The 24,499-nt window shown below is 74.5% G+C and carries 24 protein-coding genes; 20 read left to right on the top strand and 4 right to left on the bottom strand.

Annotation, left to right across the window (positions count from 1 at the left end):
* Positions 1–66 precede the first annotated feature (66 nt).
* The 9 genes from ACI794_RS04275 to ACI794_RS04315 all read left to right on the top strand — a co-directional run bounded on the left by ACI794_RS04275 (position 67) and on the right by ACI794_RS04315 (position 9,289).
* Positions 67–1,098 (top strand): hypothetical protein, encoded by a 1,032-nt coding sequence (locus ACI794_RS04275; RefSeq protein ID WP_456603951.1) that lies wholly within the window; start codon positions 67–69, stop codon positions 1,096–1,098.
* Between the two features lie 43 nt (positions 1,099–1,141).
* Positions 1,142–1,552, top strand: coding sequence for a cobalamin B12-binding domain-containing protein (locus ACI794_RS04280; RefSeq protein WP_456579607.1), 411 nt, complete (start codon positions 1,142–1,144; stop codon positions 1,550–1,552).
* Between the two features lie 100 nt (positions 1,553–1,652).
* The gene (gene sucC / locus ACI794_RS04285; protein ID WP_456603952.1) at positions 1,653–2,813 is read left to right on the top strand and encodes an ADP-forming succinate--CoA ligase subunit beta; all 1,161 of its coding nucleotides are present in this window, start codon (positions 1,653–1,655) and stop codon (positions 2,811–2,813) included.
* 31 nt (positions 2,814–2,844) lie between these two features.
* A complete protein-coding gene (gene sucD / locus ACI794_RS04290) occupies positions 2,845–3,720 on the top strand; it encodes a succinate--CoA ligase subunit alpha (protein ID WP_456560410.1) in 876 nt (291 codons plus the stop codon).
* A 144-nt stretch (positions 3,721–3,864) separates the two neighbouring features.
* Entirely contained in the window at positions 3,865–5,046 is a 1,182-nt protein-coding gene (locus tag ACI794_RS04295) for a hypothetical protein (RefSeq protein WP_456615722.1), read from the top strand.
* Positions 5,047–5,131: 85 nt separating this feature from the next.
* Complete coding sequence (locus tag ACI794_RS04300) at positions 5,132–6,328, top strand: cell division protein PerM (protein WP_456615723.1); 1,197 nt, start codon at positions 5,132–5,134, stop codon at positions 6,326–6,328.
* 94 nt (positions 6,329–6,422) lie between these two features.
* Positions 6,423–7,049, top strand: a complete 627-nt coding sequence (gene purN / locus ACI794_RS04305) for a phosphoribosylglycinamide formyltransferase (protein WP_456603955.1) — start codon at positions 6,423–6,425, stop codon at positions 7,047–7,049.
* Positions 7,046–8,596, top strand: a complete 1,551-nt coding sequence (gene purH, locus ACI794_RS04310; protein ID WP_456615724.1) for a bifunctional phosphoribosylaminoimidazolecarboxamide formyltransferase/IMP cyclohydrolase — start codon at positions 7,046–7,048, stop codon at positions 8,594–8,596. Before purN ends, purH begins: the two co-directional genes overlap by 4 nt.
* Positions 8,597–8,677: 81 nt before the next feature.
* Entirely contained in the window at positions 8,678–9,289 is a 612-nt protein-coding gene (locus tag ACI794_RS04315; RefSeq protein ID WP_456603957.1) for a pentapeptide repeat-containing protein, read from the top strand.
* Positions 9,290–9,292: 3 nt separating this feature from the next.
* On the opposite strand, the gene ACI794_RS04320 is transcribed toward ACI794_RS04315, so the two are convergent.
* Complete coding sequence (locus tag ACI794_RS04320; protein ID WP_456603958.1) at positions 9,293–9,814, bottom strand: hypothetical protein; 522 nt, start codon at positions 9,812–9,814, stop codon at positions 9,293–9,295.
* Positions 9,815–9,910: 96 nt separating this feature from the next.
* On the opposite strand from ACI794_RS04320, the gene ACI794_RS04325 reads away from it, so the two are divergent.
* From ACI794_RS04325 to ACI794_RS04345, 5 genes are all read left to right on the top strand, one after another.
* Positions 9,911–10,780: a bifunctional methylenetetrahydrofolate dehydrogenase/methenyltetrahydrofolate cyclohydrolase gene (locus tag ACI794_RS04325; protein ID WP_456615725.1), complete on the top strand. Its 870-nt coding sequence runs from the start codon at positions 9,911–9,913 to the stop codon at positions 10,778–10,780.
* A gap of 2 nt (positions 10,781–10,782) precedes the next feature.
* On the top strand, positions 10,783–11,082 hold the full coding sequence (locus ACI794_RS04330; RefSeq protein ID WP_456603960.1) for a DUF3017 domain-containing protein: 300 nt from the start codon (positions 10,783–10,785) through the stop codon (positions 11,080–11,082).
* Between the two features lie 48 nt (positions 11,083–11,130).
* Positions 11,131–12,084, top strand: coding sequence for a malate dehydrogenase (gene mdh, locus ACI794_RS04335; protein ID WP_456603961.1), 954 nt, complete (start codon positions 11,131–11,133; stop codon positions 12,082–12,084).
* An 85-nt stretch (positions 12,085–12,169) separates the two neighbouring features.
* Positions 12,170–13,384 (top strand): NADP-dependent isocitrate dehydrogenase, encoded by a 1,215-nt coding sequence (locus tag ACI794_RS04340; protein ID WP_456579595.1) that lies wholly within the window; start codon positions 12,170–12,172, stop codon positions 13,382–13,384.
* A gap of 232 nt (positions 13,385–13,616) precedes the next feature.
* Positions 13,617–14,516 (top strand): hypothetical protein, encoded by a 900-nt coding sequence (locus tag ACI794_RS04345; protein ID WP_456615726.1) that lies wholly within the window; start codon positions 13,617–13,619, stop codon positions 14,514–14,516.
* A 55-nt stretch (positions 14,517–14,571) separates the two neighbouring features.
* On the opposite strand, the gene ACI794_RS04350 is transcribed toward ACI794_RS04345, so the two are convergent.
* Complete coding sequence (locus ACI794_RS04350; protein WP_456615727.1) at positions 14,572–14,982, bottom strand: CAP domain-containing protein; 411 nt, start codon at positions 14,980–14,982, stop codon at positions 14,572–14,574.
* Between the two features lie 717 nt (positions 14,983–15,699).
* On the opposite strand from ACI794_RS04350, the gene ACI794_RS04355 reads away from it, so the two are divergent.
* Entirely contained in the window at positions 15,700–17,031 is a 1,332-nt protein-coding gene (locus tag ACI794_RS04355) for a hemolysin family protein (RefSeq protein WP_456579592.1), read from the top strand.
* A 7-nt stretch (positions 17,032–17,038) separates the two neighbouring features.
* On the opposite strand, the gene galE is transcribed toward ACI794_RS04355, so the two are convergent.
* Positions 17,039–17,998: a UDP-glucose 4-epimerase GalE gene (gene galE / locus ACI794_RS04360; protein ID WP_456579591.1), complete on the bottom strand. Its 960-nt coding sequence runs from the start codon at positions 17,996–17,998 to the stop codon at positions 17,039–17,041.
* 45 nt (positions 17,999–18,043) lie between these two features.
* On the opposite strand from galE, the gene hisC reads away from it, so the two are divergent.
* The 4 genes from hisC to ACI794_RS04380 all read left to right on the top strand — a co-directional run bounded on the left by hisC (position 18,044) and on the right by ACI794_RS04380 (position 21,876).
* A complete protein-coding gene (gene hisC, locus ACI794_RS04365) occupies positions 18,044–19,153 on the top strand; it encodes a histidinol-phosphate transaminase (RefSeq protein ID WP_456615728.1) in 1,110 nt (369 codons plus the stop codon).
* Between the two features lie 83 nt (positions 19,154–19,236).
* A complete protein-coding gene (gene trpS, locus ACI794_RS04370; protein ID WP_456579589.1) occupies positions 19,237–20,262 on the top strand; it encodes a tryptophan--tRNA ligase in 1,026 nt (341 codons plus the stop codon).
* Entirely contained in the window at positions 20,259–20,825 is a 567-nt protein-coding gene (locus ACI794_RS04375) for a 2'-5' RNA ligase family protein (RefSeq protein WP_456603967.1), read from the top strand. The genes trpS and ACI794_RS04375 overlap by 4 nt, the downstream gene beginning before the upstream one ends.
* Positions 20,826–20,880: 55 nt before the next feature.
* Entirely contained in the window at positions 20,881–21,876 is a 996-nt protein-coding gene (locus ACI794_RS04380; protein WP_456603968.1) for a YihY/virulence factor BrkB family protein, read from the top strand.
* Here the strand turns inward: ACI794_RS04380 and ACI794_RS04385 are convergent.
* Positions 21,779–23,071 carry a D-alanyl-D-alanine carboxypeptidase family protein gene (locus ACI794_RS04385; RefSeq protein ID WP_456615729.1) on the bottom strand — a complete coding sequence of 431 codons (1,293 nt, stop codon included), beginning with the start codon at positions 23,069–23,071 and terminating at the stop codon, positions 21,779–21,781. The two genes, ACI794_RS04380 and ACI794_RS04385, sit on opposite strands and share 98 nt — an antisense overlap.
* Positions 23,072–23,320: 249 nt before the next feature.
* On the opposite strand from ACI794_RS04385, the gene ACI794_RS04390 reads away from it, so the two are divergent.
* On the top strand, positions 23,321–24,385 hold the full coding sequence (locus ACI794_RS04390; protein WP_456579585.1) for a BMP family lipoprotein: 1,065 nt from the start codon (positions 23,321–23,323) through the stop codon (positions 24,383–24,385).
* Positions 24,386–24,499: the final 114 nt, after the last annotated feature.

Below are 24,499 nucleotides of genomic sequence, written 5' to 3' on the forward strand. Positions count from 1 at the left end.
CACACGATTGACATCGTCGGTCGTCGATCGAGTCCTGTTCGTGACCACGCTGCCGAAGGGGGAGACGTGTCCACCCGCGACCACCGCGACCGGACCGACCGCACCGGGACGGCCCGGGCCAGGGCCTCGGCCCGCCGGGAGGCCGCCGCGCCGAGCGCCGCCTCCCCGGTGACCGCCGGGGACCGGGTGGTCGTCGGCGCCGTGCCCGGAACGGTGCGGCTCTGCGGCCTGCTGCTGGTGCTCGCCGGCCTGGCCGGGGTGCTCGCGGCCGTGCCCACGTACCTCGTGGTCGGCGGGGAGGAGCTGCGCCAGGTGCGCGGGGTGGGGGGAGCGCTGGCGACCCTGCTGGTGCCCCTCGTCCACCTGGCGGTCGGGGTGACCCTGCTCCGCCGGGCGGTGCCGAAGTTCGGGCTCGCCTACGCCTCCGTCGCCGGTGCGCTGGCCGTCGGGGAGCTGCTCATCGAGCTCTACCGGGGCAGCAGCTCGACGGCGCGCCCGGGCGTGGAGGTGCTGGCCGGCGAGCGGGTGCTCACCAGCAGCGTCCAGGTCGGGGCCGGCTGGGTGCTCGGGGTCGCCGCGCTGGTGCTGACGGCGCTCGCCGGCGTCGTCGGCGCGGCGGCCTGGGGTCGGACGGTCATGGACGACCGCGGCCCCCTGGACCCGGTCCGCTCGGTGCTGGCCGGTGCCGCGGTGCTGCTCGGGGTGGCGGCGGTGCTCTCCCTCGCGCTGCCCGCCGCCGACGTCCCCGAGCAGCTGCAGATCGACCCGGCCACCGGCATGCGGGTCGTCGTGACCCAGGAGGGGCCGCAGGCGCTGCTCGAGCGGCCGGGGCTCGCGCTGCTCGGTGGGCTGCTGCTCGCCGGCACGCTGCTGCTCTGCGCGGTGATCGCGCCGTCGCTGCGACCGCGGCTGGCCGCGGTCGGAGGGCTGCTCGCCGTCGCCGTGACCGTGCTCGGCGCGGGGTTGGCGGGGCTGCGCGACGCCGCCTCGTCCGACGAGCTGGTGTGGACGGTGCCCGGCGCCGGCCTGCTCCTCGCGGGCCTCGGGCTGACGGGGCTCACGGCCTTCGCCTGGCGGGCCCGTCGCGCCGGGGCGTGACCCGCGCCACTCCCCGGGGCGGGTAGCTCCTAAGCTCCCAGCCGTGGTGGACGAACGCATCCGGGTGGTCATCGCCAAGCCGGGCCTGGACGGGCACGACCGCGGGGCGAAGGTGGTCGCGCGAGCGCTGCGTGACGCCGGGATGGAGGTCGTCTACACCGGCCTGCACCAGACCCCCGAGCAGATCGTCGAGACGGTGGTGCAGGAGGACGCGGACGCCGTCGGCCTCTCCGTCCTCTCCGGCGCGCACATGACGCTCTTCGCCCGGCTCACCGAGCTGCTGCGGGAGCGCGGCGTCGACGACGTCGTCGTCTTCGGCGGCGGGATCATCCCGGAGGAGGACGTCCCCGAGCTCCGGCGCATCGGCGTGACCGGCATCTTCACGCCCGGGGCGACCACCACCGAGATCGTCGAGTGGGTACGTGAGCACGTGGGCGAGCCCGCCGGCGCCTGACGCCGGAGCGCCTGCCCACGTGTGACGCAGCCCACCCCCGACCCGCTCCCTCCCGGCCCGGGGCAGCGGCGCGGTTGCGGGCGGGCTACGGTGCCTTTTCGTGGATCTCTTCGAGTACCAGGCCCGTGACCTGTTGGCCTCGCACGGTGTCCCCGTGCTCCCCGGCGGCGTCGCCGAAACCCCGGAGCAGGCGGAGGCGATCGCCCGCGAGATCGGGCAGACCGTCGTCGTCAAGGCCCAGGTGAAGACCGGCGGTCGCGGCAAGGCCGGCGGCGTCAAGCTCGCCGACAACCCCGAGGACGCCAGGGCGCGCGCCCAGGACATCCTGGGGCTGGACATCAAGGGCCACATCACGCACCGCGTGATGGTCGCCCAGGCCAGCGACATCGCCGAGGAGTACTACTTCTCCTACCTGCTCGACCGGTCCAACCGCACCTTCCTCGCCATGGCCAGCGTCGAGGGCGGCGTGGAGATCGAGCAGCTCGCCGTCGAGCGCCCCGAGGCGCTGGCCCGCATCCCGATCGACGCCAGCAAGGGTGTCGACACGGCCAAGGCCGCCGAGATCGTGGACGCCGCCGGCTTCGCCGCAGAGGTGCGCGACCAGGTCATCGCGATCGCCGTCCAGCTGTGGGACGTCTTCAGCAAGGAGGACGCGACGCTGGTCGAGGTCAACCCCCTCGCCAAGGCCCCCGACGGCACGGTGCTCGCCCTGGACGCCAAGGTCACCCTCGACGAGAACGCCGGCTTCCGCCACGAGGCGCACGCCGCGCTCGAGGACGCCGCCTCCGCCGACCCGCTCGAGGCGCGGGCCAAGGAGAAGGACCTCAACTACGTCAAGCTCGAGGGCGAGGTCGGGATCATCGGCAACGGTGCCGGCCTGGTCATGAGCACCCTCGACGTGGTCGCCTACGCCGGTGAGGAGTTCGGCGGCGTCAAGCCGGCCAACTTCCTCGACATCGGTGGCGGCGCCTCCGCCGAGGTGATGGCCAACGGCCTGGAGATCATCCTCTCCGACCCGGCCGTCAAGAGCGTGTTCGTCAACGTCTTCGGCGGCATCACCGCCTGCGACGCCGTGGCGAACGGCATTGTCCAGGCCCTGGGCATCCTCGGCGACGAGGCCACCAAGCCCCTGGTCGTCCGCCTCGACGGCAACAACGTCGAGGAGGGCCGGCGAATCCTCGCCGAGGCCAACCACCCGCTGGTCACCCTGGTCGACACGATGGACGGCGCCGCGCGCCGGGCCGCCGAGCTCGCCGCCTGATCGCCCCGACTCCCGACAGGACACCAGAGACATGTCGATCTTCCTCAACGAGAACAGCAAGGTCATCGTCCAGGGCATGACCGGCTCCGAGGGCATGAAGCACACGCAGCGCATGCTCGCCTCGGGCACCGCGATCGTCGGCGGCGTCAACCCGCGCAAGGCCGGCCAGTCCGTCGACTTCGACGGCACCAGCGTGCCGGTCTTCGGTGGCGTCGCCGAGGCGATGAAGGAGACCGGCGCCGACGTCAGCGTGATCTTCGTGCCGCCGCCGTTCGCCAAGGCCGCCGTCATCGAGGCCGTGGACGCCCAGATCGGGCTCGCCGTCGTCATCACCGAGGGCATCCCGGTGCACGACTCGACCTACTTCTGGGCCCACGCCCAGGGTGGCTCGACCCGCATCATCGGCCCGAACTGCCCCGGCCTCATCAGCCCCGGGCGCAGCAACGCCGGCATCATCCCGGCCAACATCACCAAGCAGGGCAAGATCGGCCTGGTGTCGAAGTCGGGCACGCTGACCTACCAGATGATGTACGAGCTGCGGGACATCGGTTTCTCGACCGCGATCGGCATCGGCGGCGACCCGGTCATCGGGACCACGCACATCGACGCGCTCCAGGCGTTCCAGGACGACCCGGAGACCGAGGCCATCGTGATGATCGGTGAGATCGGTGGCGACGCCGAGGAGCGGGCCGCGGACTTCGTCAAGGCCAACGTGACCAAGCCGGTCGTCGGCTACGTCGCCGGCTTCACCGCGCCCGAGGGCAAGACGATGGGCCACGCCGGCGCCATCGTGTCCGGCTCGGCCGGCACCGCCCAGGCGAAGAAGGAGGCCCTGGAGGCCGCCGGCGTGCGCGTGGGCAAGACGCCGTCGGAGACCGCGCAGCTCATGCGCGAGATCGTCGGCTAGCGGACGCCGCCCCGACCGCCCCGCTGCCCGGTGACCCTCCTGGTCACCGGGCAGCGGTGCGTCCGGGCCGTGGTGCGCCGTTGCGCGCGCCGCGCCCCGACCGCCACGATCGACGCGCACCCGTTCCGTCCGGAGGAGATCACCGTGACCGCCAGCCAGCCCCCGCAGCCGCCCGAGGACGGCGGCTCTCCCGCGGGTGCCCAGCCACCCGAGGGGCAGGCGCACGAGGCCCCGCGGACGGCTGAGCCGGGGCAGCAGCCGCACGGCCAGGCTCCGCACGGACAGCCCCCGCACGGCCAGCCCCAGCAGGGGCAGGCGCCATACGGCCAGCCCCCGCAGGGGCAGGCCCCCTACGGGCAGCCGCAGTACGGCCAGCCTCCCCATGGGCAGGGCTACGGGCAGCCGCAGTACGGGCAGCCCCCGTACGGGCAGGCCTCCTACGGGCAGTCGCAGTACGGCCAGCCTCCCTATGGGCAGGGCTACGGGCAGCCCCCGTACGGGCAGCCCCCGTACGGGCAGCCCCCGTACGGGCAGCCCCCGTACGGGTCGCAGCCCTACGGTGCACCCCCGCCGGCCTACGGGCAGCAGCCCTACGGTCAGCCGGCCTACGCGCCGGGGTACGGACCGCCGCCGTACGGCCCGGGTCAGCCGACCGGGGGGCGGCCGGGGGGCGCGGAGTTCTCCGTCGACCCCAGGCGGCTGACCTGGACCGACCTCGCCGTCGCGGGCGGCACGCTGCTGTTCCTCCTCGTCGGCTTCCTGCCCTGGTGGCGGTTCGGCGACGCGACGTTCGGGGTGACCTTCAGCGGTTTCGAGGACGGCATGGTGGTGGCCGCCTTCGTGCTCTTCCTGCTGGCGACGGCCTGGGCCGTCCTCCCCGCCTTCGTCCGGACGACGCTCACCTTCCCCCGCTCCGCGGTGACCGCCGGCCTGGCCGGTCTGGGGCTCACGCTCACCCTCTTCTCCTGGCTGGACACCCTCCGGTACGCCTTCTCGTTCTGGGCGCTGCTGGGCTTCCTCACCGGCGTCGCCATCACCGTGGTGGCGGTGCTCGCCCTGCGCCGCGAGCTGCGGGAGCGCCCCCCGCGGCCGGTCGTGCAGCACCACGGCGGGCAGTGGCCCGGCCAGCCCTACCCCTACGCGCCGCACGGTCAGCCCTACGCGCCGGGGCAGCCCTACCCGCACCAGCAGGCGCCGTGGCCGCCGCAGCAGGCGCGGCCCGCGTCCGAGGAGCTCCCGGGGGGCACCGGCGGCCCCGGCGGCTCGACGGCCTCCGGGGAGGCGTCCGGCACCACGCAGAGCGACCGGCCGGGCACGGACACCTGACCGGCGTCCCGGCGCGGTCGCTGGAGGCCGGCCGGCTCGGCGCGTGCGGCGGACATCGGCCGCGGGAGCTTGCGAGAGTGGTGAGGTGGTCCCGCTGCTCGCACGTCTGCCCTTCCGGCGGGACGCCGGGTCGGCCGGGTGGCCGGCACCCCCGGCCGTCCTGGCCGCCCTCGGCGCGGCCGCCGTCACGGTCGTCGGGCTCGTCGGTCTCTGGCTCGCGCTGGTCGTCGTGCAGACCCTGGACCCGGCCGGCGGCATGTCGGCCGGCGGGTCGGCGGCCCTCGGCACCCGGCTGTGGCTGCTCGCGCACGGGGCCGAGCTCCGGCCGGCCTCCGGCCCCCTGGCGCTGGCACCTCTGCTGCTGACCCTGCTCGCGGCCGGGGGGCTGTCGTGGGCCGGGCGGGCCGCCGTCCGGGTCCTGGACGACGGGGCGCACGGCCGGTCGGTGGCCCGGGCGGCGGCGACGGTGGTGCTCGTCCACCTGGCGCTCACCTGGCTGCTCGCGCTCGCGGTGGACGGCAACACGGCCGGCACCGGCTGGCCGCGCACGCTGCTGCTCCCGGCGGGTCTGACGCTGCTCGCCGTCGGGTGGGGCGCGGGCCGCGAGTCCGGGCTCGTCGACGCCGGGCTGGACCGGCTGCCGGGCGTCGTCCGCCCGGTGCTCCGCGGGGTCCTCGCCGGGCTGCTGACCGCGCTGGCCCTGGCCTTCCTCGTGGTGGCGGTGGCGCTGGCCAGCGACGCCTCGGGGTACGCCGCGGTCTCCGGCGCGCTCGGTGGGGCGGGCGCGGGGGCCCTCGGCCTGCTCGGCCTGAGCGCGCTCTACCTGCCGAACGCGGCGGTCGCCGTCCTCGGGCTGGCCGCCGGGCCGGGCTTCTCCGTGGGCACCGGCACGCTGGTGTCCGTGCACGGCGTCACGCTGGGCAGCGTCCCCGCGCTGCCACTGCTCGCGGCGCTGCCGGACACGCAGGCGGTGCCGCTGGTCGCCTTCGTCTCGCAGGTCATCCCCGCCGTGGCGGGCCTGGTCACCGGGGTCACCCTGGGCCGGTGGTTCACCGACCGGGACGGCGGCTCGGTCGTCGCCGGTCTCGCCGGGCTGCTGGCCGGGTCGCTGCTCGGCCTGCTCGCCGGGCTGCTCGCCTGGACCGCGGGGGGCACGCTCGGCGACGGCGCCCTCTCGCCGGTCGGCGCCGCACCGGTGGCCACCGGTATCGCGATCGCGGCGCAGGCGGCGATCGCCGCGGCTCTCGCCGGCGCGATCACCCGCTGGCGGGCCCTGGGCTGAAAGGAGCAGGATCCCGTCGCCCGGCTCCCTCGCAGGGGCCCGCCGCGAGCGTGCGAGCGGTGGAGGGCGAGGGGCTCCTTATAGGGTCGGCGCCGTGCCCGCCCACGCGTCTCCTGCCCGGGCGAGGGTCGTCGTCCTGCTGTCGGGGACCGGATCGCTGTGCGAGGCCCTGCTGGAGGCCACCGACGACCCCGGCTACCCGGCGGAGGTGGTCGCCGTCGGCGCCGACCGCGAGGCCCCGGGGCTCGAGCACGCCCGGCGGCGCGGGCTGCCCACCTTCGTCTGCGCCCTCGGCGAGCACCCCGACCGGCCCGCCTGGGACCGCGCCCTGGCCGAGCGGATCGCCGGGTTCGAGCCCGACCTCGTCGTCTCGGCCGGCTTCATGAAGATCGTCGGGCCGGCGGTGCTCGCCGCCTTCGAGGGTCGGCTCGTCAACACCCACCCGGCGCTGCTGCCGGCGTTCCCCGGGGCGCACGCGGTCCGCGACGCCCTGGCGGCCGGCGCCGCCGTGACCGGCGCGACCGTGCACCTCGTCGACGCCGGAGTCGACACCGGCCCGGTGCTCGCCCAGCGCGAGGTGCCGGTGCTCCCCGGGGACGACGAGGCGACGCTGCACGAGCGGATCAAGGACGTGGAGCGCCAGCTCCTGGTGGAGACGGTGGCGGCCGTCGTCGCCGCGCCCCCGACCACCCCCCACCGGACGAGGAAGAGCACCCGATGAGCGACCGCACCCCGATCCGCCGCGCCCTGCTGGGCGTCTACGACAAGTCCGGCGTCGAGCAGCTCGCCCGCGGGCTGGCCGCCGCCGGGGTGGAGCTGGTGAGCACCGGGGCCACCGCGCGCCGGATCGCCGACGCCGGCATCCCGGTCACCCCGGTCGAGCAGGTCACCGGCTTCCCCGAGTGCCTCGACGGCCGGGTGAAGACGCTGCACCCCGCCGTGCACGCGGGCATCCTCGCCGACCGGCGCAAGGACGAGCACGTCGCGCAACTCGCCGAGCTCGGCATCGCCGCCTTCGACCTGGTCGTCGTCAACCTCTACCCGTTCACCGAGACGGTGGCCTCCGGGGCCGCCCCCGACGAGTGCGTGGAGCAGATCGACATCGGCGGGCCGGCGATGGTGCGCGCCGCGGCCAAGAACCACCCCTCGGTCGCCGTCGTCGTCGACCCGGCCCGGTACGACGACGTCCTCACCGCGGTCTCCGCCGGCGGCTTCACGCTGGCCGAGCGGCGACGACTGGCGGCCGCCGCCTTCCGGCACACCGCCTCCTACGACGTCGCCGTCGCCTCGTGGATGGGGAACGTGCTCGCCCCCGACGACGACAGCGGATTCCCCGCCTGGGTGGGTGGCAGCTGGGAGCGGGCCGACGTCCTCCGCTACGGGGAGAACCCGCACCAGGCCGCCGCGCTGTACCGCTCGGAGAGGCCGGGGCTCGCCCACGCCGAGCAGCTGCACGGCAAGCAGATGTCCTACAACAACTACGTCGACACCGACGCCGCCTGGCGGGCCGCGCACGACCACGACGAGCCGTGCGTGGCGATCATCAAGCACGCCAACCCCTGCGGCATCGCCGTCGGCGCGGACATCGCCGCGGCCCACCGCAAGGCGCACGCCTGCGACCCGGTGTCGGCCTTCGGGGGCGTCATCGCGGCCAACCGCGAGGTCGACCTGACCATGGCCGAGCAGGTGGCCGAGGTGTTCACCGAGGTGGTCGTCGCCCCCGGCTTCACCGACGACGCCGTCGCGGTGCTGACGGGCAAGAAGAACATCCGGCTGCTGCGGCTGCCGCACCTGCCGGAGAACGGCGTGGAGTCCCGCCCGATCAGCGGCGGGTTGCTCCTGCAGACCCGGGACCGCATCGACGCCGCGGGCGACGACCCCACCACCTGGACCCTCGCGACCGGCGAGCCGCTGGACGCCGCGGGCCTCGACGACCTGGTCTTCGCCTGGCGGGCGGTACGCGCGGTGAAGAGCAACGCGATCCTGCTCGCCCACGACCGGGCCACCGTCGGCGTGGGCATGGGCCAGGTGAACCGGGTCGACTCCGCACGGCTCGCGGTCGCGCGGGCGGGGGAGCGGGCCGCGGGCGCCGTCGCCGCCTCCGACGCGTTCTTCCCGTTCGCCGACGGCCTGCAGGTGCTGCTCGACGCGGGGGTGCGCGCCGTCGTCCAGCCCGGTGGGTCGGTGCGCGACGAGGAGGTCGTCGCGGCCGCGGCCGAGGCCGGGGTGCCGCTGTACCTGACCGGTACCCGCCACTTCGCCCACTGAGAGGACCCCGTGCCCCCCACACCTCGCAGGCTCGGCGCGGGTCCCCACACGGGGCCACGGGCGTTCTCGTCCCGCCCGCACGTGCGGCCGCCGGAGGCCGGCGCCGTCGTCGAGGGGGAGGACTTCGCGCGGGTCGACTGGTGGGGGGTGCAGCTCGACGGCGTCACCTTCCGCCGGTGCCGGTTCGACGACGCCGGCCTGGAGGAGCTGGTCACCCGCCGTTGCGTCTTCGAGGACTGCGTGCTCACCGGTGTGCGCATGGGCGGCTCGCGGCACCTGGGCACGGCCTTCCTCTCCTGCCGCTTCGACCGGGCGCGGTTGTTCGACACCACCCTGGACGGCTGCAAGCTCACCGGCTCGCACTTCGCCGGCGCGCAGCTGCGGCCGCTGACGGCGATCGACTGCGACTGGTCGTGGACGTCGCTGCGCGGGGTCGACCTCTCGGCGCTGCAGCTGTCGGGGCAGCGGTTCCGGGAGGCCGACCTCACCGACGCCGACCTGCGCGGCACCGACCTCAGCTCCGCCGACCTGGACCGGGCGCGGCTGCAGAACGCGAAGCTGCGCGGGGCCGACCTGCGCGGCGCCTCCACCGACGAGCTGAACTGGCGCTCCTTCGAGCTGACCGACGTGCGGCTCGACGCCGTCCAGGCGGTGCAGTTCGCCCGCGCCCACGGCGCGCGCGTGGAGGCCTGAGGGCTACCTCGTCACGTACCGGGGACCGGTGAGCGCGGCCTTGAGCGAGCCGAGCAGCCCGAGGACGGCGACGGCGATCGCGCACCAGAAACCGGGGCCGAAGAAGCCGAGGTCCCAGCCGGCGTCGGCGAGCGGCACCAGCACCGCGGCCGTCACGATCCCGCTGACCACCAGCGCCAGGAGCCCCACGAACCGGTGGCTGCGGGCGGGCAGCCACAGCGCCACGCCGAGGAGCAGCAGGAGTCCACCACCGAGCACGATGGCCAGGGGCTGCCAGCCGCCGTCGTCGAACACCCGCCCGAGGTCGTCGAAGGCATCGCGCACCAGCGACCACCCGCTGTCGTCGCGGTCCCGCAGCCAGTCCAGGGGGAGGCTGACGGCGGCGACGATCCCGGCGAGGATGAGCAGCAGCCCGCCCAGGCTCTCCGGCCCGCGGAAGGCCACCGGGCGGTCGGAGTAGGCGGGGTCGGTCGCCGCCGGTCCGGTGCCGTAGGACGCGGTCGCGCCGTGGTCGCGTTCGGTCATCGCGCACCTCCGGGGTCGGCGGGGCCGGGCGCCCCGTTGCGCTCGACCCTAGGGCCGCACCGACGCCGGCGGGAGCTGTTCCGGCAGACTGTGCGCGTGCCCGCGACGATCCTGGACGGCAAGGCCACCGCGGCGGCGATCCGCGCCGAGCTGACCGAGCGGGTGGCCGCTCTCTCCGCGGCCGGTCACCGGCCCGGTCTCGGCACCCTGCTGGTGGGTGACGACCCCGGCAGCCGGTGGTACGTCGACGCCAAGCACTCCGACTGCGCCGAGGTCGGCATCGCGAGCATCCAGCGCGAGCTGCCGGCCACGGCCACCGAGGCCGACGTGCTGGCCGTCGTCGCCGAGCTGAACGCCGACCCCGGCTGCACCGGCTACATCGTGCAGCTGCCGCTGCCGGCGGGCATCGAGGAGAGCCGGGTGCTGGAGGCCATGGACCCGGCCAAGGACGCCGACGGCCTGCACCCGGTCAACCTCGGCCGGCTGGTCCTGAACGTCCCCGGGCCGCTGCCGTGCACACCGGTCGGCATCGTGGAGCTGCTGCGCCGCTACGACGTGCCGATCGCCGGCGCGGAGGTGGTCGTCATCGGGCGCGGCATCACCGTCGGCCGGCCACTGGGCCTCCTGCTCACCCGGCGCACCGAGAACGCGACGGTCACCCTCTGCCACACCGGGACCCGGGACCTCGCCGCGCACGTGCGCTCGGCGGACGTCGTGGTGGCCGCAGCCGGTGTGCCCGGCCTGATCACCGCCGGGATGGTCAAGCCCGGGGCCGCCGTCCTCGACGTCGGCGTGAGCCGGGTGGACGGGAAGATCGCCGGCGACGTCGCGAAGGACGTCGTCGAGGTGGCCGGCCACGTGGCACCGAACCCGGGCGGGGTGGGGCCGATGACGCGGGCGATGCTGCTGCAGAACGTCGTGCTCGCCGCCGAGCGGGCCGCCGCGCTCGCGGCCCTCTCGGCCTGACCGTGACCCGCCCGCCGCTCTACGTCCGCCGCCCCTTCCTCGCGGGGCTGGTGCGGCAGCTGCCGCTGCTGGCGGTGCTGGTCGTGGTCGGGTCCGGGCTGCTGCTGGTCACCTTCGAGCACTGGCGCCGGGGGCTGGTCGTCATCGGGCTGGCGATGGTCGGCGCGGCACTGCTGCGGCTCCTCCTCCCGGTACGCCGGGTCGGCTTCCTCGCGGTGCGCAGCCGGGCGGTCGACGTCGTGCTGCTCGCCGGTGCCGGGATCACGCTCACCGCCGTCGCGCTGGCCATCCCCGGGACGTGAGGGTCCCCGGGGCGGCACGAGGCGCCGAGCACCGCTAGGTTGACGGCCATGGCGAAGCAGCCCAGGAACGGCAAGGTCACCGTCGTCGGTGCCGGTTTCTACGGCTCCACCACCGCGCTCCGGCTCGCTGAGTACGACGTCTTCGAGACCGTCGTCCTCACCGACATCGTGGAGGGCAAGCCCGAGGGCCTGGCGCTGGACATGAACCAGTCCCGGCCGATCGAGGGATTCGAGACCGAGGTCATCGGCGTCGGAGGCGGCTCCTACGAGGGCACCGAGGGCTCCGACGTCGTCGTCATCACCGCGGGCCTCCCGCGCAAGCCCGGCATGAGCCGCATGGATCTGATCGAGACGAACGCGGGCATCGTCCGGCAGGTCGCGGAGAACATCGCGCGCACCTCGCCCGACGCCGTCGTCATCGTCGTCTCCAACCCGCTCGACGAGATGACCGCCCTGGCGCAGCTGGCCACCGGCTTCCCGAAGCAGCGGGTCATGGGCCAGGCCGGGATGCTCGACACGGCGCGCTTCACCAACAACGTCGCCGAGGAGCTGGGCGTCCCCGTCTCCTCGGTGCGCACCCTGACGCTGGGCTCGCACGGCGACACCATGGTCCCGGTGCCGTCGCGCTGCACGGTCGACGGCAAGCCGCTGTCCGAGGTGATGGCGCCCGACCGCATCGAGCACCTCGTCCAGCGCACCCGCAACGGTGGTGCGGAGGTCGTGGCCCTGCTCAAGACCGGGTCGGCCTACTACGCTCCGTCCGCCGCTGCCGCCCGCATGGCCCGCGCGGTCATGGAGGACTCCGGCGCCGTCATGCCGGTGTGCGCCTGGGTCGACGGCGAGTACGGCATCTCGGGGGTCTACCTCGGGGTGGAGGCCGAGATCGGCCGGGAAGGCGTCCGCCGGGTCGTCGAGAGCGACCTGGCGGAGAGCGAAGTGGCGGGTCTGCGCGAGGCGGCCGAAGCAGTGCGCGCGAAGCAGGCCGACGTAGCCGACCTCTGAAGAAGTAGAAGGACCCCGTCCTCCTCACCCCTCGCAAGCTCGGGGCGAGCCTCGGGACGGGGCCGTGACCTCACAAGGAGAATGCGTGAGCAAGATCAAGGTCGAGGGCACCGTCGTCGAGCTCGACGGCGACGAGATGACCCGGATCATCTGGCAGTTCATCAAGGACCAGCTGATCCTCCCCTACCTCGACGTCAACCTGGAGTACTACGACCTGGGCATCGAATCGCGGGACGCGACCGACGACCAGATCACCGTCGACTCCGCGAACGCCATCAAGAAGCACGGCGTCGGCGTCAAGTGCGCGACGATCACGCCCGACGAGGCGCGCGTCGAGGAGTTCGGCCTCAAGCGGATGTACCGCTCGCCCAACGGGACGATCCGCAACATCCTCGGGGGCGTCATCTTCCGCGAGCCGATCATCATGGAGAACGTGCCGCGGCTGGTGCCGGGCTGGACCAAGCCGATCGTCGTCGGCCGTCACGCCTTCGGTGACCAGTACCGCGCGACCGACTTCAAGTTCCCCGGCGAGGGGACGCTGACGATCACCTTCACGCCGAAGGACGGCTCGGAGCCGATCGAGCACGAGGTCTTCCAGTCGCCCGGCGGCGGTGTCGCGATGGCGATGTACAACCTCGACGACTCGATCCGCGACTTCGCGCGCGCCTCGATGAACTACGGGCTCCAGCGCGAGTACCCGGTCTACCTCTCCACCAAGAACACGATCCTCAAGGCCTACGACGGCCGGTTCAAGGACCTGTTCGAAGAGGTCTTCCAGGCCGAGTTCAAGGAGAAGTTCGACGCCGCCGGCATCACCTACGAGCACCGGCTGATCGACGACATGGTCGCCGCCTCCCTCAAGTGGGAGGGCGGCTACGTCTGGGCCTGCAAGAACTACGACGGTGACGTCCAGTCCGACACCGTGGCGCAGGGCTTCGGCTCGCTGGGCCTCATGACCTCGGTGCTGATGAGCCCCGACGGCCGCACCGTCGAGGCCGAGGCCGCGCACGGGACGGTGACCCGGCACTTCCGCCAGCACCAGCAGGGCAAGGAGACGTCGACCAACCCGATCGCGTCGATCTTCGCCTGGACGCGGGGCCTGGCCCACCGCGGCAAGCTGGACGGCACCCCCGAGGTGACCCGCTTCGCGGAGACGCTGGAGAAGGTCTGCATCGACACCGTCGAAGGCGGTCAGATGACCAAGGACCTGGCGCTGCTGATCAGCAAGGACCAGCCGTGGCTCACCACCCAGGACTTCCTGGCGGCCATCGACACCAACCTCAAGAAGGCCATGGCCTGAAGAAGGACCCCGTCCTCCTCACCCCTCGCAGGCTCGGGGTGAGCCTCTGGACGGGGCCGGGCGGCCCCCGCACCCCCTCCGGGTGCGGGGGCCGCCGCGCATCCGGGGCCTGCCCGCTGCCCAGATGCGCCGCATCGGTCCTCACGGACCCCCCGGAGGCCCGGTCTGGCGCGTCTCGCCGGGCCTGTGGACGGCGCCCGCCGAGCGCCGCCGTCCCCGGCAGGCTCCCGTCGTGCCCAGCGCTCGCCGTCCCGAGGTCCTGCACGGTGCCGTCTTCCGCGGCCGTGACGTCGTCGCCGACGGCGTGCTGACGGCGGAAGAGTTGCGCAGCTCAGCGTGGCGGCGGCTGTTCCACGGGATCTACGCCGACGCGCGGCTGCCGGAGTCGTTCGGCCTCCGCGTGCGCGGTGCCCGGCTGCTCGCGCCGGACCGCGCGGTGTTCTGCGGCCGCACGGCCGCCTACCTGCACGGCGTCACCGGGCTCGTCGATGCGCAGAGCCCCGTCGAATTCATCGTGCCGCCGTCGTCGCGTTGCGGTACGGCGGCGGGTCTGGCCGTCCGGCGGACCGCGGTCGAAGACTTCGACGTGGTGCAGAGGGGACCCTTCCGGTTCACGACCGGCGTGCGGACGGGCGTGGACCTCGCCCGGTTCGAGCCGCTGCTCGACGCGGTCCCGGCGCTCGATGCGCTGGTCGCGGCCCGGGTCGTGGGGCTGGTGCGGCTGTCGGAGGCGGCTTCGGGGCTGCGAGGAGTGCGGGGCGCCAGTCGGTGCCGCCGGGCGGTCTCGCTCGTGGACCCGCGGGCGGAGTCGCCCCAGGAGTCCCGGCTGCGCGTCGTGCTCGCGCTGGCCGGGCTGCCGACGGTGCCGCAGCACGTCGTCCGGGATGCCCAAGGCTTCGTCGCACGGGTCGATCTGGCTCTCCCGGACCTCCGTATCGCGCTGGAGTACGACGGCGCCTGGCACGGCGCGCCGGACCAGTTCCGCCGCGACCGCCGCAGGCTCAACCGCCTGGTGGCTGCGGGGTGGACGGTCCTGCACGTGACCGCGGCGGACCTGCGGAGTCCCGAAAGGTTGCTCGCACAGCTACGCACCCTGGTGGTGTCAGCCGAGAGACGCCGGATCGGGGTCTGATCGGCGCCGGCGAGCCCGACATGGCGGATCTCGCTGGGCTCGGGTGCGGGCGGGGTCAGCCGAACAGCTGGGTCCACCAGGGGCCGCCGCTGCCGGTCGCCACACCGACGCCGAGCCGGGTCAGCCCGCAGTTCAGGATGTTGGCCCGGTGCCCGGGGCTGTTCATCCACGAGGTCATGACGGCGGCCGGCCCGGACTGGCCGCGGGCGATGTTCTCGGCCCGGGCGGAGACGCCCGCGCGGTCGGCGCGGTCGAACGGGCCGACTCCGTCGGGGTTCACGTGGTCGAAGAAGCCGCGGTCACGCATGTCGGCGCTGTGCGCCCGGGCGACCGAGGCGAGCCCGGCGTCGCCGCCCACCGGGCCGCACCCGGCCTTCGCGCGCTCGGCGTTCACCAGGGCCAGGACCTCGCCCTCCACCCCCGGAGCCGCCGGCGCGACCGCGGGAGCGGGGGGCGGCGGGGCCACCGGAGGAGGTGGTGCGGGTGCGGCGCGCGTCACGGCGGGAGCGGGAGCAGGGGCCGGGGTCGGAGCCGGAGCCGGAGCGGGGGCCGGAGCCGGTGCGGGGGCCGGAGCGAGGGCCGGAGCAGGAGCCGGCGGTGGAGCCGGGGCCCTCGTGGCGGCCGGGGCAGGGGCGGCCGGCGCGGTCGGGGTCCCCGCGGAGCCGGAGGGCTCGGGTGCCGGCCCGGGGACGGCGCCCGCAGGCTGGTCGCCACCGGCGTCGCCCGGGACCTCGGGCTGCGTGGGCGCGCCCGGGAACACCGACGTCGACGAGCCGGGAGCCGACCCGGCCGAGGACGACGCGTCGATCGCGCGCGGGCTCACCTCCGGACCCGAGACCACCGGGGCGGTGAGGAGAACGGCGGTGACCACGGAGGTCAGCGCCAGGCCGAGCCCCACCCGTGGCAGACGGCGGCGTCGCGCGCTGCCGGCGGCGGCGGAGGAGCGGTGGGCGGGGAGCGGGGGACCGGACGGCCGGTGGTGCATGCGGGTCCTCAAGATGAGCACGATCCGTTATCGGAACGAGACTATCCGTGTTCGGAGCCCCGGGGAAGGCCGTCGGCGTGTCCACCCTCACGCCACCCGGCAGGGGCCCCCGAGCGTGCGCGGGCCACCGGCGGGCAGCATGGACCCGGCACCATGGAACGGTCCGCCCACCCCGAACCCCTGAGGAGCACGCCGCCGGTGAGCGACGTATGGCTCAACATCGTCATGGTCGTCGTCTTCATCATGATCGGCGGCGCGTTCGCCGGTGCGGAGATCGCGCTGGTCTCGCTGCGGGAGTCGCAGGTGCGGGCCATGGCCGAGCAGGGTGGCCGCCGCGGTCAGGCGGTGCAGAAGCTCCTCGGGGACCCCAACCAGTTCCTCGCCGCCGTGCAGGTCGGCGTCACCCTCGCCGGGTTCTTCTCCGCCGCGTTCGGTGCGAGCACCCTGTCGGCGCCCTTGGCCGACTGGCTGCAGACGCAGGGCGTGGGCGAAGGGCTGGCCGGCACGCTGGCGCTGGTCCTGGTCACCGTCGCGATCAGCTACGTGTCCCTCGTCGTCGGCGAGCTGACCCCGAAGCGGCTGGCCCTGCAGCGGGCCGAGGGCTTCTCGCTGATGGTCGCCGCCCCGCTGAACGCCATCGCCAAGCTGTCGCGGCCGATCATCTGGCTGCTCTCCAAGTCCACCAACGGACTCGTCCGGCTGGTCGGAGGTGACCCCAAGGCCAGCGGTGAGTCGATCAGCCAGGAGGAGCTGCGCGACCTGGTCGCCGCGCACGAGTCGCTGAGCAGCGACGAGCGTCGGCTCATCGACGAGGTCTTCCGCGCCGGCGAGCGCGAGGTGCGCGAGGTGATGACGCCGCGCACCGAGGTCCAGTTCCTGGAGGCCTCGATGACCGCCAGCCGCGCCGCCAAGCTGGTCGCGGAGTCGAACTGGTCGCGGTTCCCCGTCGCGGGCCAGGACCAGGACGACGTCGTGGGGTTCGTGCACGTGCGCGACCTGTTCCTGCCCAACCACCCGGCGGGACGGGCGGCGACCGTGGGTGATCTGGCCCGCCAGGTCACCCGGTTGCCCGGCACCGCCGCGGTCCTCACGGTGCTCAGCGAGATGCGCCGGGACAACCAGCACCTCGCGATCGTCGTCGACGAGTACGGCGGCACGGACGGCATCGTCACCCTCGAGGACCTCATCGAGGAGGTCATCGGGGAGATCTACGACGAGTACGACGAGGAGGTCGCGCCCGAGGCCCGGCAGGCGCCCGACGCGCCGCGCGAGGTGGACGGCCTGCTCAACCTCGACGACTTCGCCGACGCGACCGACCTGCGGCTGCCCGAGGGGCCGTACGAGACGGCTGCCGGTTTCGTCCTCGCCGAGCTGGGCCGGCTGCCCGAGGTGGGCGACACCGTCGAGGTCGAGGGCCGCAGCATCGAGGTGCTCGAGCTCGACGGCCGGCGGATCGCGCGCCTGCGCGTCGGCCCACCGCCGGCCCCCGCCGTCCCCGAGGACGCCTCGGAGTCGACCGAGGCGAGCTAGCCCAGAGCTAGCCCCGGCGGGCCTGGGCGACGTCCCAGGCGTCCCGGACGATGCCGACCAGGTCGGTGTGCTTCGGGGCCCAGCCCAGGTCGGCGCGGATCCGGTCGCTGGAGGCCACCAGCTGCGCCGGGTCGCCGGCCCGTCGCTCGCCGATCGTCACCGGGATGGGGTGGCCGGTCACCTCGCGTGCGGCCTCGACGACTTCCTGCACCGAGAAGCCGGTGCCGTTGCCCAGGTTGTAGATCCGGTGCTCCCCGGCCGCCGGCGCGGGCAGCGCGAGCAGGTGCGCGTCGGAGAGGTCCTCGACGTGCACGTAGTCGCGGATGCAGGTGCCGTCGGGGGTCGGGTAGTCCTGGCCGTAGACGGTCATGGACTCCCGCTGCCCGGCCGCGACCTGCAGCGCGATCGGGATGAGGTGGGTCTCCGTGGCGTGCCGCTCCCCGAGCCCGTAGGCGGCGCCCGCGACGTTGAAGTACCGCAGGCTCACCGCGGCGAAGCCGTGGGCGACCGCGTACGAGGTGAGCATGTGGTCGACGGCGAGCTTGGAGGCCCCGTACGTGTTGGTCGGCCGGGTCGGCGCGTCCTCGCGGATCGGCACCTGGTCGGGCTCGCCGTAGGTGGCCGCGGTGGAGGAGAAGACGATCCGCCGGCAGTCGGCGGCCCGCATCGCCTCCAGCAGCGCGAAGGAGCCGCCCACGTTGGTGTGCCAGTAGTCCTCGGGCTGCTGCTGGGAGACGCCCACCAGCGACCTGGCCGCGAAGTGCAGCACCGCCTCGGGGCGGACCTCGGCGAGCACCGGCGCCGAGTCGTGCAGCGACACCTCCGCCAGCGCCGCGCCCTCGGGCACCGCGTCCGCGTGCCCGGTGGAGAGGTCGTCGAGCACGGTGACCTCGTGCCCCCCGGCGAGCAGGGCGGCGGTCACTACGCTGCCGATGTAGCCGGCGCCGCCGGCGACGAGTACGCGCATGGGGCACACCCTAGAAGGGCGGGCCCCCGGGAGGTGGAGGTCCACGTGGTCAGTGCCCGACCGGCGGTGCAGTCGCTCCCCGCGTACCGGCCCGGCCGCAACCCGGCCGACCTCGCCCGCGAGATCGGCGTCGAGCGCGCCGTGAAGCTCGCCAGCAACGAGGTGGCGTTCCCGCCGCTGCCCGCCGTCGTCGAGGCGGTGAACACCGCGGTCGCCGGCACCAACCGGTACCCCGACAACGGCGCCGTCGTCCTCACCGGGGCGCTGGCCGAGCGCTACGGCGTCGACCCCGCCCAGGTCGCCACCGGTTGCGGGGCCGTTGCCATCTGCCAGGAGCTCGCCCAGGCCTACAACGACCCGGGCACGAGCATGGCCTTCGCCTGGCGCTCCTTCGAGATGTACCCGCTGCTGGCCCGCGTCGCCGGCGCCCGCGCGGTCCAGGTGCCGCTGGTGCCGGGCCGGCCCGGTGGGTCGCCCGACACCCACGACCTCGAGGCGCTCGCCGCGGCGCTGGACGACAGCACCCGGCTGGTGTTCGTCTGCAACCCGAACAATCCCACGGGCACCGCGGTGCACCGCGCGGAACTGGAGCGCTTCCTCGACGCGGTGCCGGCGGAGACGCTGGTCGTCCTCGACGAGGCCTACCGCGAGTTCGTCACCGACCCGCGGGTGCCCGACGGCGCGGAGCTGATGCGCGGCCGGCCCAACGTCGCCGTGCTGCGCACCTTCTCCAAGGCCTGGGGGCTGGCCGGGCTGCGCGTCGGCTACCTGCTCGCCGAGGACCCCGCGGTCGCCGAGGCCGTCCGCAAGACCCACCTGCCGTTCAGCGTCGGCATGGTCGCCCAGGCGGCGGCGGTCGCGGCGCTGGCCAGCGAGGACGAGGTGCGGGCCCGGTGCGCCGCCGTCGTCGCCGAGCGCGAGCGGCTGACCGCCGCCCTGCGGGACCGGGGCCTGGAGGTCTCCGACAGCCAGGCCAACTTCGTCTGGCTGCCGACCGGCGAGCGGACGGCGGAGCTCGCGGCCGCGCTGGAGTCCCGTGCGGTCATCACGCGCCCGTTCGCGGGCGAGGGCATCCGGGTCACGGTGGGCACGCCCGAGGAGGACGACGTCTTCCTGGCCGCGCTCGACGACGCGCTGCCCGACGCGCTCCGCTGACCAGCGCTGACCGGGCCGTAGCGACGGCCGGCGCCCGGGCGGAACGGGGGAGCCCGGAACGGACGGCGGCCCCGGCTGGTTTGATGGCCGACGTGGCTCTTCCCCGCGTCCTCTCCGGCATCCAGCCGACGGCGGACTCCTTCCACCTCGGGAACTACGTCGGCGCCCTCCGGCAGTGGGTCAGCATGCAGGAGGACCACGACGCCTTCTACTGCGTCGTCGACCTGCACGCGATCACCCTCGAGCAGCCGGACCCGGCCGTGCTGCGGCAGCGCACCCTGGTGTCGGCGGCGCAGCTGATCGCCCTCGGCGTCGACCCGGCCCGCAGCACCCTGTTCGTGCAGAGCCAGGTGCCCGAGCACGCCCAGCTGGCCTGGGTTCTGCAGTGCCTCACCGGCTTCGGGGAAGCCAGCCGCATGACGCAGTTCAAGGACAAGAGCACGCGCGAGGGGGCCGGCCCGACGTCGGTGGGGCTGTTCACCTATCCGGTGCTGCAGGCCGCCGACATCCTGCTGTACCAGGCCCACCGGGTCCCGGTGGGGGAGGACCAGCGGCAGCACCTGGAGCTCACCCGCGACCTGGCCGGCCGGTTCAACGGCCGGTACGGCGAGACCTTCACGCTCCCCGAGGCCTACATCCCCGCCGGCGCCGCCAAGATCCTCGACCTGCAGTCGCCGGACAAGAAGATGAGCAAGAGCCTGCCGCCGGCGGGCTGCGTCAACCTGCTGGACGACCCGAAGGTCACCGCGAAGAAGATCCGCTCCGCGGTCACCGACACCGGGCGGGAGGTCGTCGCGGACCCCGAGGGCAAGCCCGGCGTCACGAACCTGCTCACCATCCACTCCGCCTTCTCGGGGCGGAGCATCGCCCAGCTCGAGGAGCACTTCGCCGGCCGCGGCTACGGCGACCTGAAGAAGGAGCTCGCCGAGGTCGTCACCGACGCCCTCGCCCCCGTGCAGCGGCGCACGGCCGAGCTGCTGGCCGACAGCGCCGAGCTGGAGCGCCTGCTCGCCGCGGGCGCCGCGCGGGCCCGCGAGGTGGCCGGCCGCACGCTGGCCGCCGTGTACGAGCGGGTCGGCTTCCTCCCACCGGCCGGGCCGGCGGCATGAACGACGACACCTTCGTCGGCCGGCTGGCGACCGGACCGGAGACGGCGGTGCTCGGGGTGATCGTGCCCGTCCCCGAGCCCTGGTCGGCGCTGCTGGTCGACTGGCGCACCAAGGTCGGCGACCGGCAGGCGGCGCTGGTGCCGCCGCACGTGACCCTGCTCCCGCCGACGGAGGTGCCGGTCGCGGACCGCGACGCCATCACCGAGCACCTCGCGGCCGTCGCCGCCGCGCACCCGCCGTTCGACATGCACCTGGCCGGCACCGGCACCTTCACGCCGGTCTCCGACGTGGTCTTCGTGACCGTTGCGCGGGGGATCGGCAACTGCGAGCTGCTGGCCAACGACGTCCGCCAGGGCCCGCTCGCCCGCTCGCTCTCCTTCCCGTACCACCCGCACGTCACCGTGGCCCATGACGTGCCGGCGGACATGCTGGAGCTCGCCTACTGCGGGCTGCAGGACCTCTCGGCCGAGTTCCGGGTGGAGCACTTCACCGAGTTCGAGCAGTCGGCGGCCGGCAGCTGGGTCGTCGCCCGCGAGTACCCCCTCACCGGCCCCGCGCACTGAGCCGGCACCGCGTCAGGACCCTGCGAGGGGACGGGGCAGGCCCCAGACTCGGGCGGTGAGCTCCACCCCCACCCGCGAGGCCCCCGACCAGGAGGCAGCCGTCCGGAAGGGGTGGCCGTCGCGCGCGTGGGACCGCGTCGAGAGGACGGTCGACGCCGCCCGCCGGCGGTCGCCCCGGCTGGACCACGTGGCCCGGGCCGGCGGGCGCTACCGGCGGACGCAGGGCGACCTCATGGCGGCGGGCGTCACCTACTTCGTCTTCCTGGGGCTGTTCCCCGTCCTGCTCCTGGTCGCCTCGGGCATCGGTCTCGTGCTGGCCGGGGACGAGCTGCTCCAGCGCGAGCTCTACGAGGCCATCCGCACCACCTTCCCGGGGAGGACCGGAGAGGACCTCGTGGCCGACCTGCGCGGGGCGGTCGGCTCCGCCGAGGTGGTCGGCGTGATCGGGCTGGTCGGCTTCGTCTACGCCGGCCTCCGGGCGATGGACAAGCTGCGCATCGGCATGGAGCGCATCTGGAAGGGGCGCGCCGAGGAGCCGGAGTTCCTCCGGGACAACGTGCAGGACCTCCTGGCCCTGCTGCTGCTCGGGGCGGTCGGCCTGTTGAGCCTCGCGCTGACAGGTGTCGCGACGGGGGCGACGTCGTGGCTCCTCGGGGTGCTCGGGCTCGAGGGCGCGCCCGGCCTCGCGCTGCTCGCCACGGTGGCGAGCCTGGCGCTGGCGTTCCTGGGCGACGTCGTCGTCTTCCTGTGGCTGCTCAAGGTGGTCCCCTCCACCCCGCACCCCGTGCGCCGCCTGCTGCCCGGGGCGCTGTTCGGCGCGGCCGGCTTCGAGGTGATGAAGCTGATCGGGAACCTCTACCTCTCGCTGATCTCCGGCAGCGTGACCGCCTCGGCCTTCGGTGGCGCGGTCGGCATCCTCGTCTGGATCAACATCGTCTTCCGGTTCGCCTTCTTCACCGCTGCCTGGACCGCCACCCTGCCGGCGGTGGAGGCGGCCGGCCGGCCACCGGAGCGGGAGACGGCCGGCGACGTCGACGCACGATCGCAGTGACCGCGCCCAGCCCCACCCCGGCGAGGACGGCGAGGGCCCACGGAGCGGGAGCCGGCTGCGCCTCGGAGGCGGCGAGCGCCGTGCGCCGCAGCGACGGGGAGGGCGCGGTGCTGGTCGGCGGCGGGGTCGGCCGTGGGGTCGCGGCGACCAGATCACCCGGTCGGACCAGCCGCCCGACCCCGGGGACGGCGGCCGGGACGGCGAACCCCCAGTCGAGCAGGCGGGCCGCCTGGTCGGCCGCGGTCAGCGGCCGGTTCTCCGTGTCCAGGACGCTGACCACCAGCCGGCGGCCGTCGCGCTCCGCGGCGGTGACGAAGGTGTGGCGGGCGGCGTCGGTGAAGCCGGTCTTGCCACCCAGGTTGCCGGGATACGTCGTCCGCAGCGGGTTCTGGTTCTGGATCTGGTAGCCGGGGAACCGGCCCTCCACCGCCGGCATGTCGGCCGTCGGGACGCGCAGCACCTCGGCGGTGACCGGGTCCTCCACGAGCGCGCGGAAGATCAGCGCCAGGTCGTACGCGGAGGAGGACTGCCCGGCGACGTCGAGGCCGGAGGGGGAGCCGGCGACCGTGTCGTAGGCCCCCAGCGCGGCCGCCGTGCGGTTCATCTCGGCGAGCGTGGCCGCCTCGCCGCCGAAGGCCCGCGCCAGGGCCGTCGCGGCGTCGTTGCCCGACTGCAGCACCAGTGCCCGGAACAGCAGCGGGACGGGGTACTGCCCGCCGGCGACCAGCCCCACGCGGCTGCCCTCCACGCGCTCGTCCTCTTCCGTGCCGACCACCACCTGGCCCGGGTCGAGCCGGTGCGCGAGCGTCAGGAAGGTCAGGGTCTTGAGCGTGCTCGCCGGGTAGTAGCGCCCGTGCGGGTCGCGGGCGGCCAGGACGGCGCCCGAGCCGGCGTCGGCGACCAGCCACCCGGACGCGGCGAGGCCGTCGGGGAGCGGGGGAGCGCCGTCGGTGACGACCACGCCCCGTGTCCGCAGCCGCTCGCCGCCCACCGTGCTCCCGTCGGGCGCGGTGCCCCGGGGTGGCAGGGCGGTGCGCGGCGCGGTCGGCGTGGGCGCGGCCGGGTCGACCGTGGGGCGCGGCGCCGCCGTCGGTGTCGAGGTCGGGAGGGGACCCGCCACGGCGGGCGCCGGCCCGGCCGCGATCGCGAGGACAGCGGCGGCGGCCGCCAGCCAGGTCGCCCGTCGTCCTCCCACGACGAGGAGGCTAGGCGGACGTGAGGTGGGACACGGGCCCCAGGGGAGGCGCGGCCCCGAACGGAGGAGTGTTCGCAACGATCGGGTCTCAGTCCGGGCGAGAGGTGGTAGCGGGCCCCGTCACCGCGGTTAGCGTCCGGGGTCGTGCCCCCTGCGGGCCACCCCTCGGGGCGGCTCCGGGGCGCGAGCAACCCACACCCGGGAGAGCCCGCCATGCGGCGGGAGCTTCCCCCAGAAAAGGAGACCGTCTTGCGCCGAGCGCGGATGACGAAGGCCGCGGCGCTGCTGCTGGCCGGCAGCCTGGCCCTGGCGGCCTGCGCGAGCGACGAGGAGCCCGCGGCGGGCGGTGGTGACACCGGCGGTGGTGCCGCCGCGGAAGGTGGACCGCAGGTCGGCCTGGCCTACGACGTCGGCGGCCGTGGTGACCAGTCGTTCAACGACTCGGCGTACGCCGGTGTCGAGGCGGCGATCACGGCCCTGGACGGCGAGGTCCAGGAGTTCAGCCCGAACGACGACGGCTCCGACCGCGTCGAGGGGCTGGCCAACCTGGCGGAGGCCGGCTACGACCCGGTCATCGGCGTCGGCTTCGCCTACGCCGAGACGATCGCCGAGGTCGCCGAGGAGTTCCCCGACACCACGTTCGCCGTCGTCGACTCCTCCGTGGCCGACATGGGCCTGGAGAACGCGACCGGCCTGCTGTTCGCCGAGGAGCAGGGCTCCTTCCTCGCCGGCGTCGCCGCCGCGCTGAAGAGCGAGACCGACCACGTCGGCTTCGTCGGCGGCGTCGAGATGCCGCTGATCCAGAAGTTCGAGGCCGGCTTCACGGCCGGCGCCAAGGCCGTCAACCCGGACATCCAGGTCGACGTCGAGTACATCTCCCCCGCCGGTGACTTCTCCGGCTTCGGTGACCCGGCCCGCGGCCAGATCCTGGCCCGCAGCATGTACGACGCCGGCGCGGACATCGTCTTCCACGCGGCGGGCGGCTCGGGCAGCGGCGTCTTCCAGGCGGCCGCCGACACCGGCAACCGGGCGATCGGTGTCGACTCCGACCAGTACCAGACCGTCGACGACCCGGCGCTGCAGGCGGTCATCATGACCTCGATGCTCAAGCGGGTGGACAACGCGGTGGAGTCGTTCATCACCGACTACTCCGAGGGCAACGTCCAGGGCGGCATCGACATCCTCAACGACCTGGAGAGCGACGGCGTCGGCCTGGCCACCTCGGGTGGGCAGATCGACGACATCCAGCAGCAGATCGAGGACTACCGCCAGCAGATCATCTCGGGCGAGATCACGGTCCCGACGACCCCGTGAGCCAGGGTGGGGGGGGGGGGGGGGGGGGGGGCGGGGGGGGGGGGGGGGGGGGGGGTGGGGGGGGGGGGGGGGGGGGGGGGGGGGTGTGGGGCGGGTGGTGGCGCGTCTGGGGGG

The organism is Blastococcus sp. SYSU DS0541, assembly GCF_054050875.1.

Bases quoted from the DNA above. Each gene is read 5' to 3' on its own strand.
- sucD (WP_456560410.1), top strand. From the start codon at position 2,845: ATGTCGATCTTCCTCAACGAGAACAGCAAGGTCATCGTCCAGGGCATG.
- purH (WP_456615724.1), top strand. From the start codon at position 7,046: ATGAGCGACCGCACCCCGATCCGCCGCGCCCTGCTGGGCGTCTACGAC.
- ACI794_RS04320 (WP_456603958.1), bottom strand. From the start codon at position 9,814: ATGACCGAACGCGACCACGGCGCGACCGCGTCCTACGGCACCGGACCG.
- mdh (WP_456603961.1), top strand. From the start codon at position 11,131: ATGGCGAAGCAGCCCAGGAACGGCAAGGTCACCGTCGTCGGTGCCGGT.
- galE (WP_456579591.1), bottom strand. From the start codon at position 17,998: ATGCGCGTACTCGTCGCCGGCGGCGCCGGCTACATCGGCAGCGTAGTG.
- trpS (WP_456579589.1), top strand. From the start codon at position 19,237: ATGGCCGACGTGGCTCTTCCCCGCGTCCTCTCCGGCATCCAGCCGACG.
- ACI794_RS04375 (WP_456603967.1), top strand. From the start codon at position 20,259: ATGAACGACGACACCTTCGTCGGCCGGCTGGCGACCGGACCGGAGACG.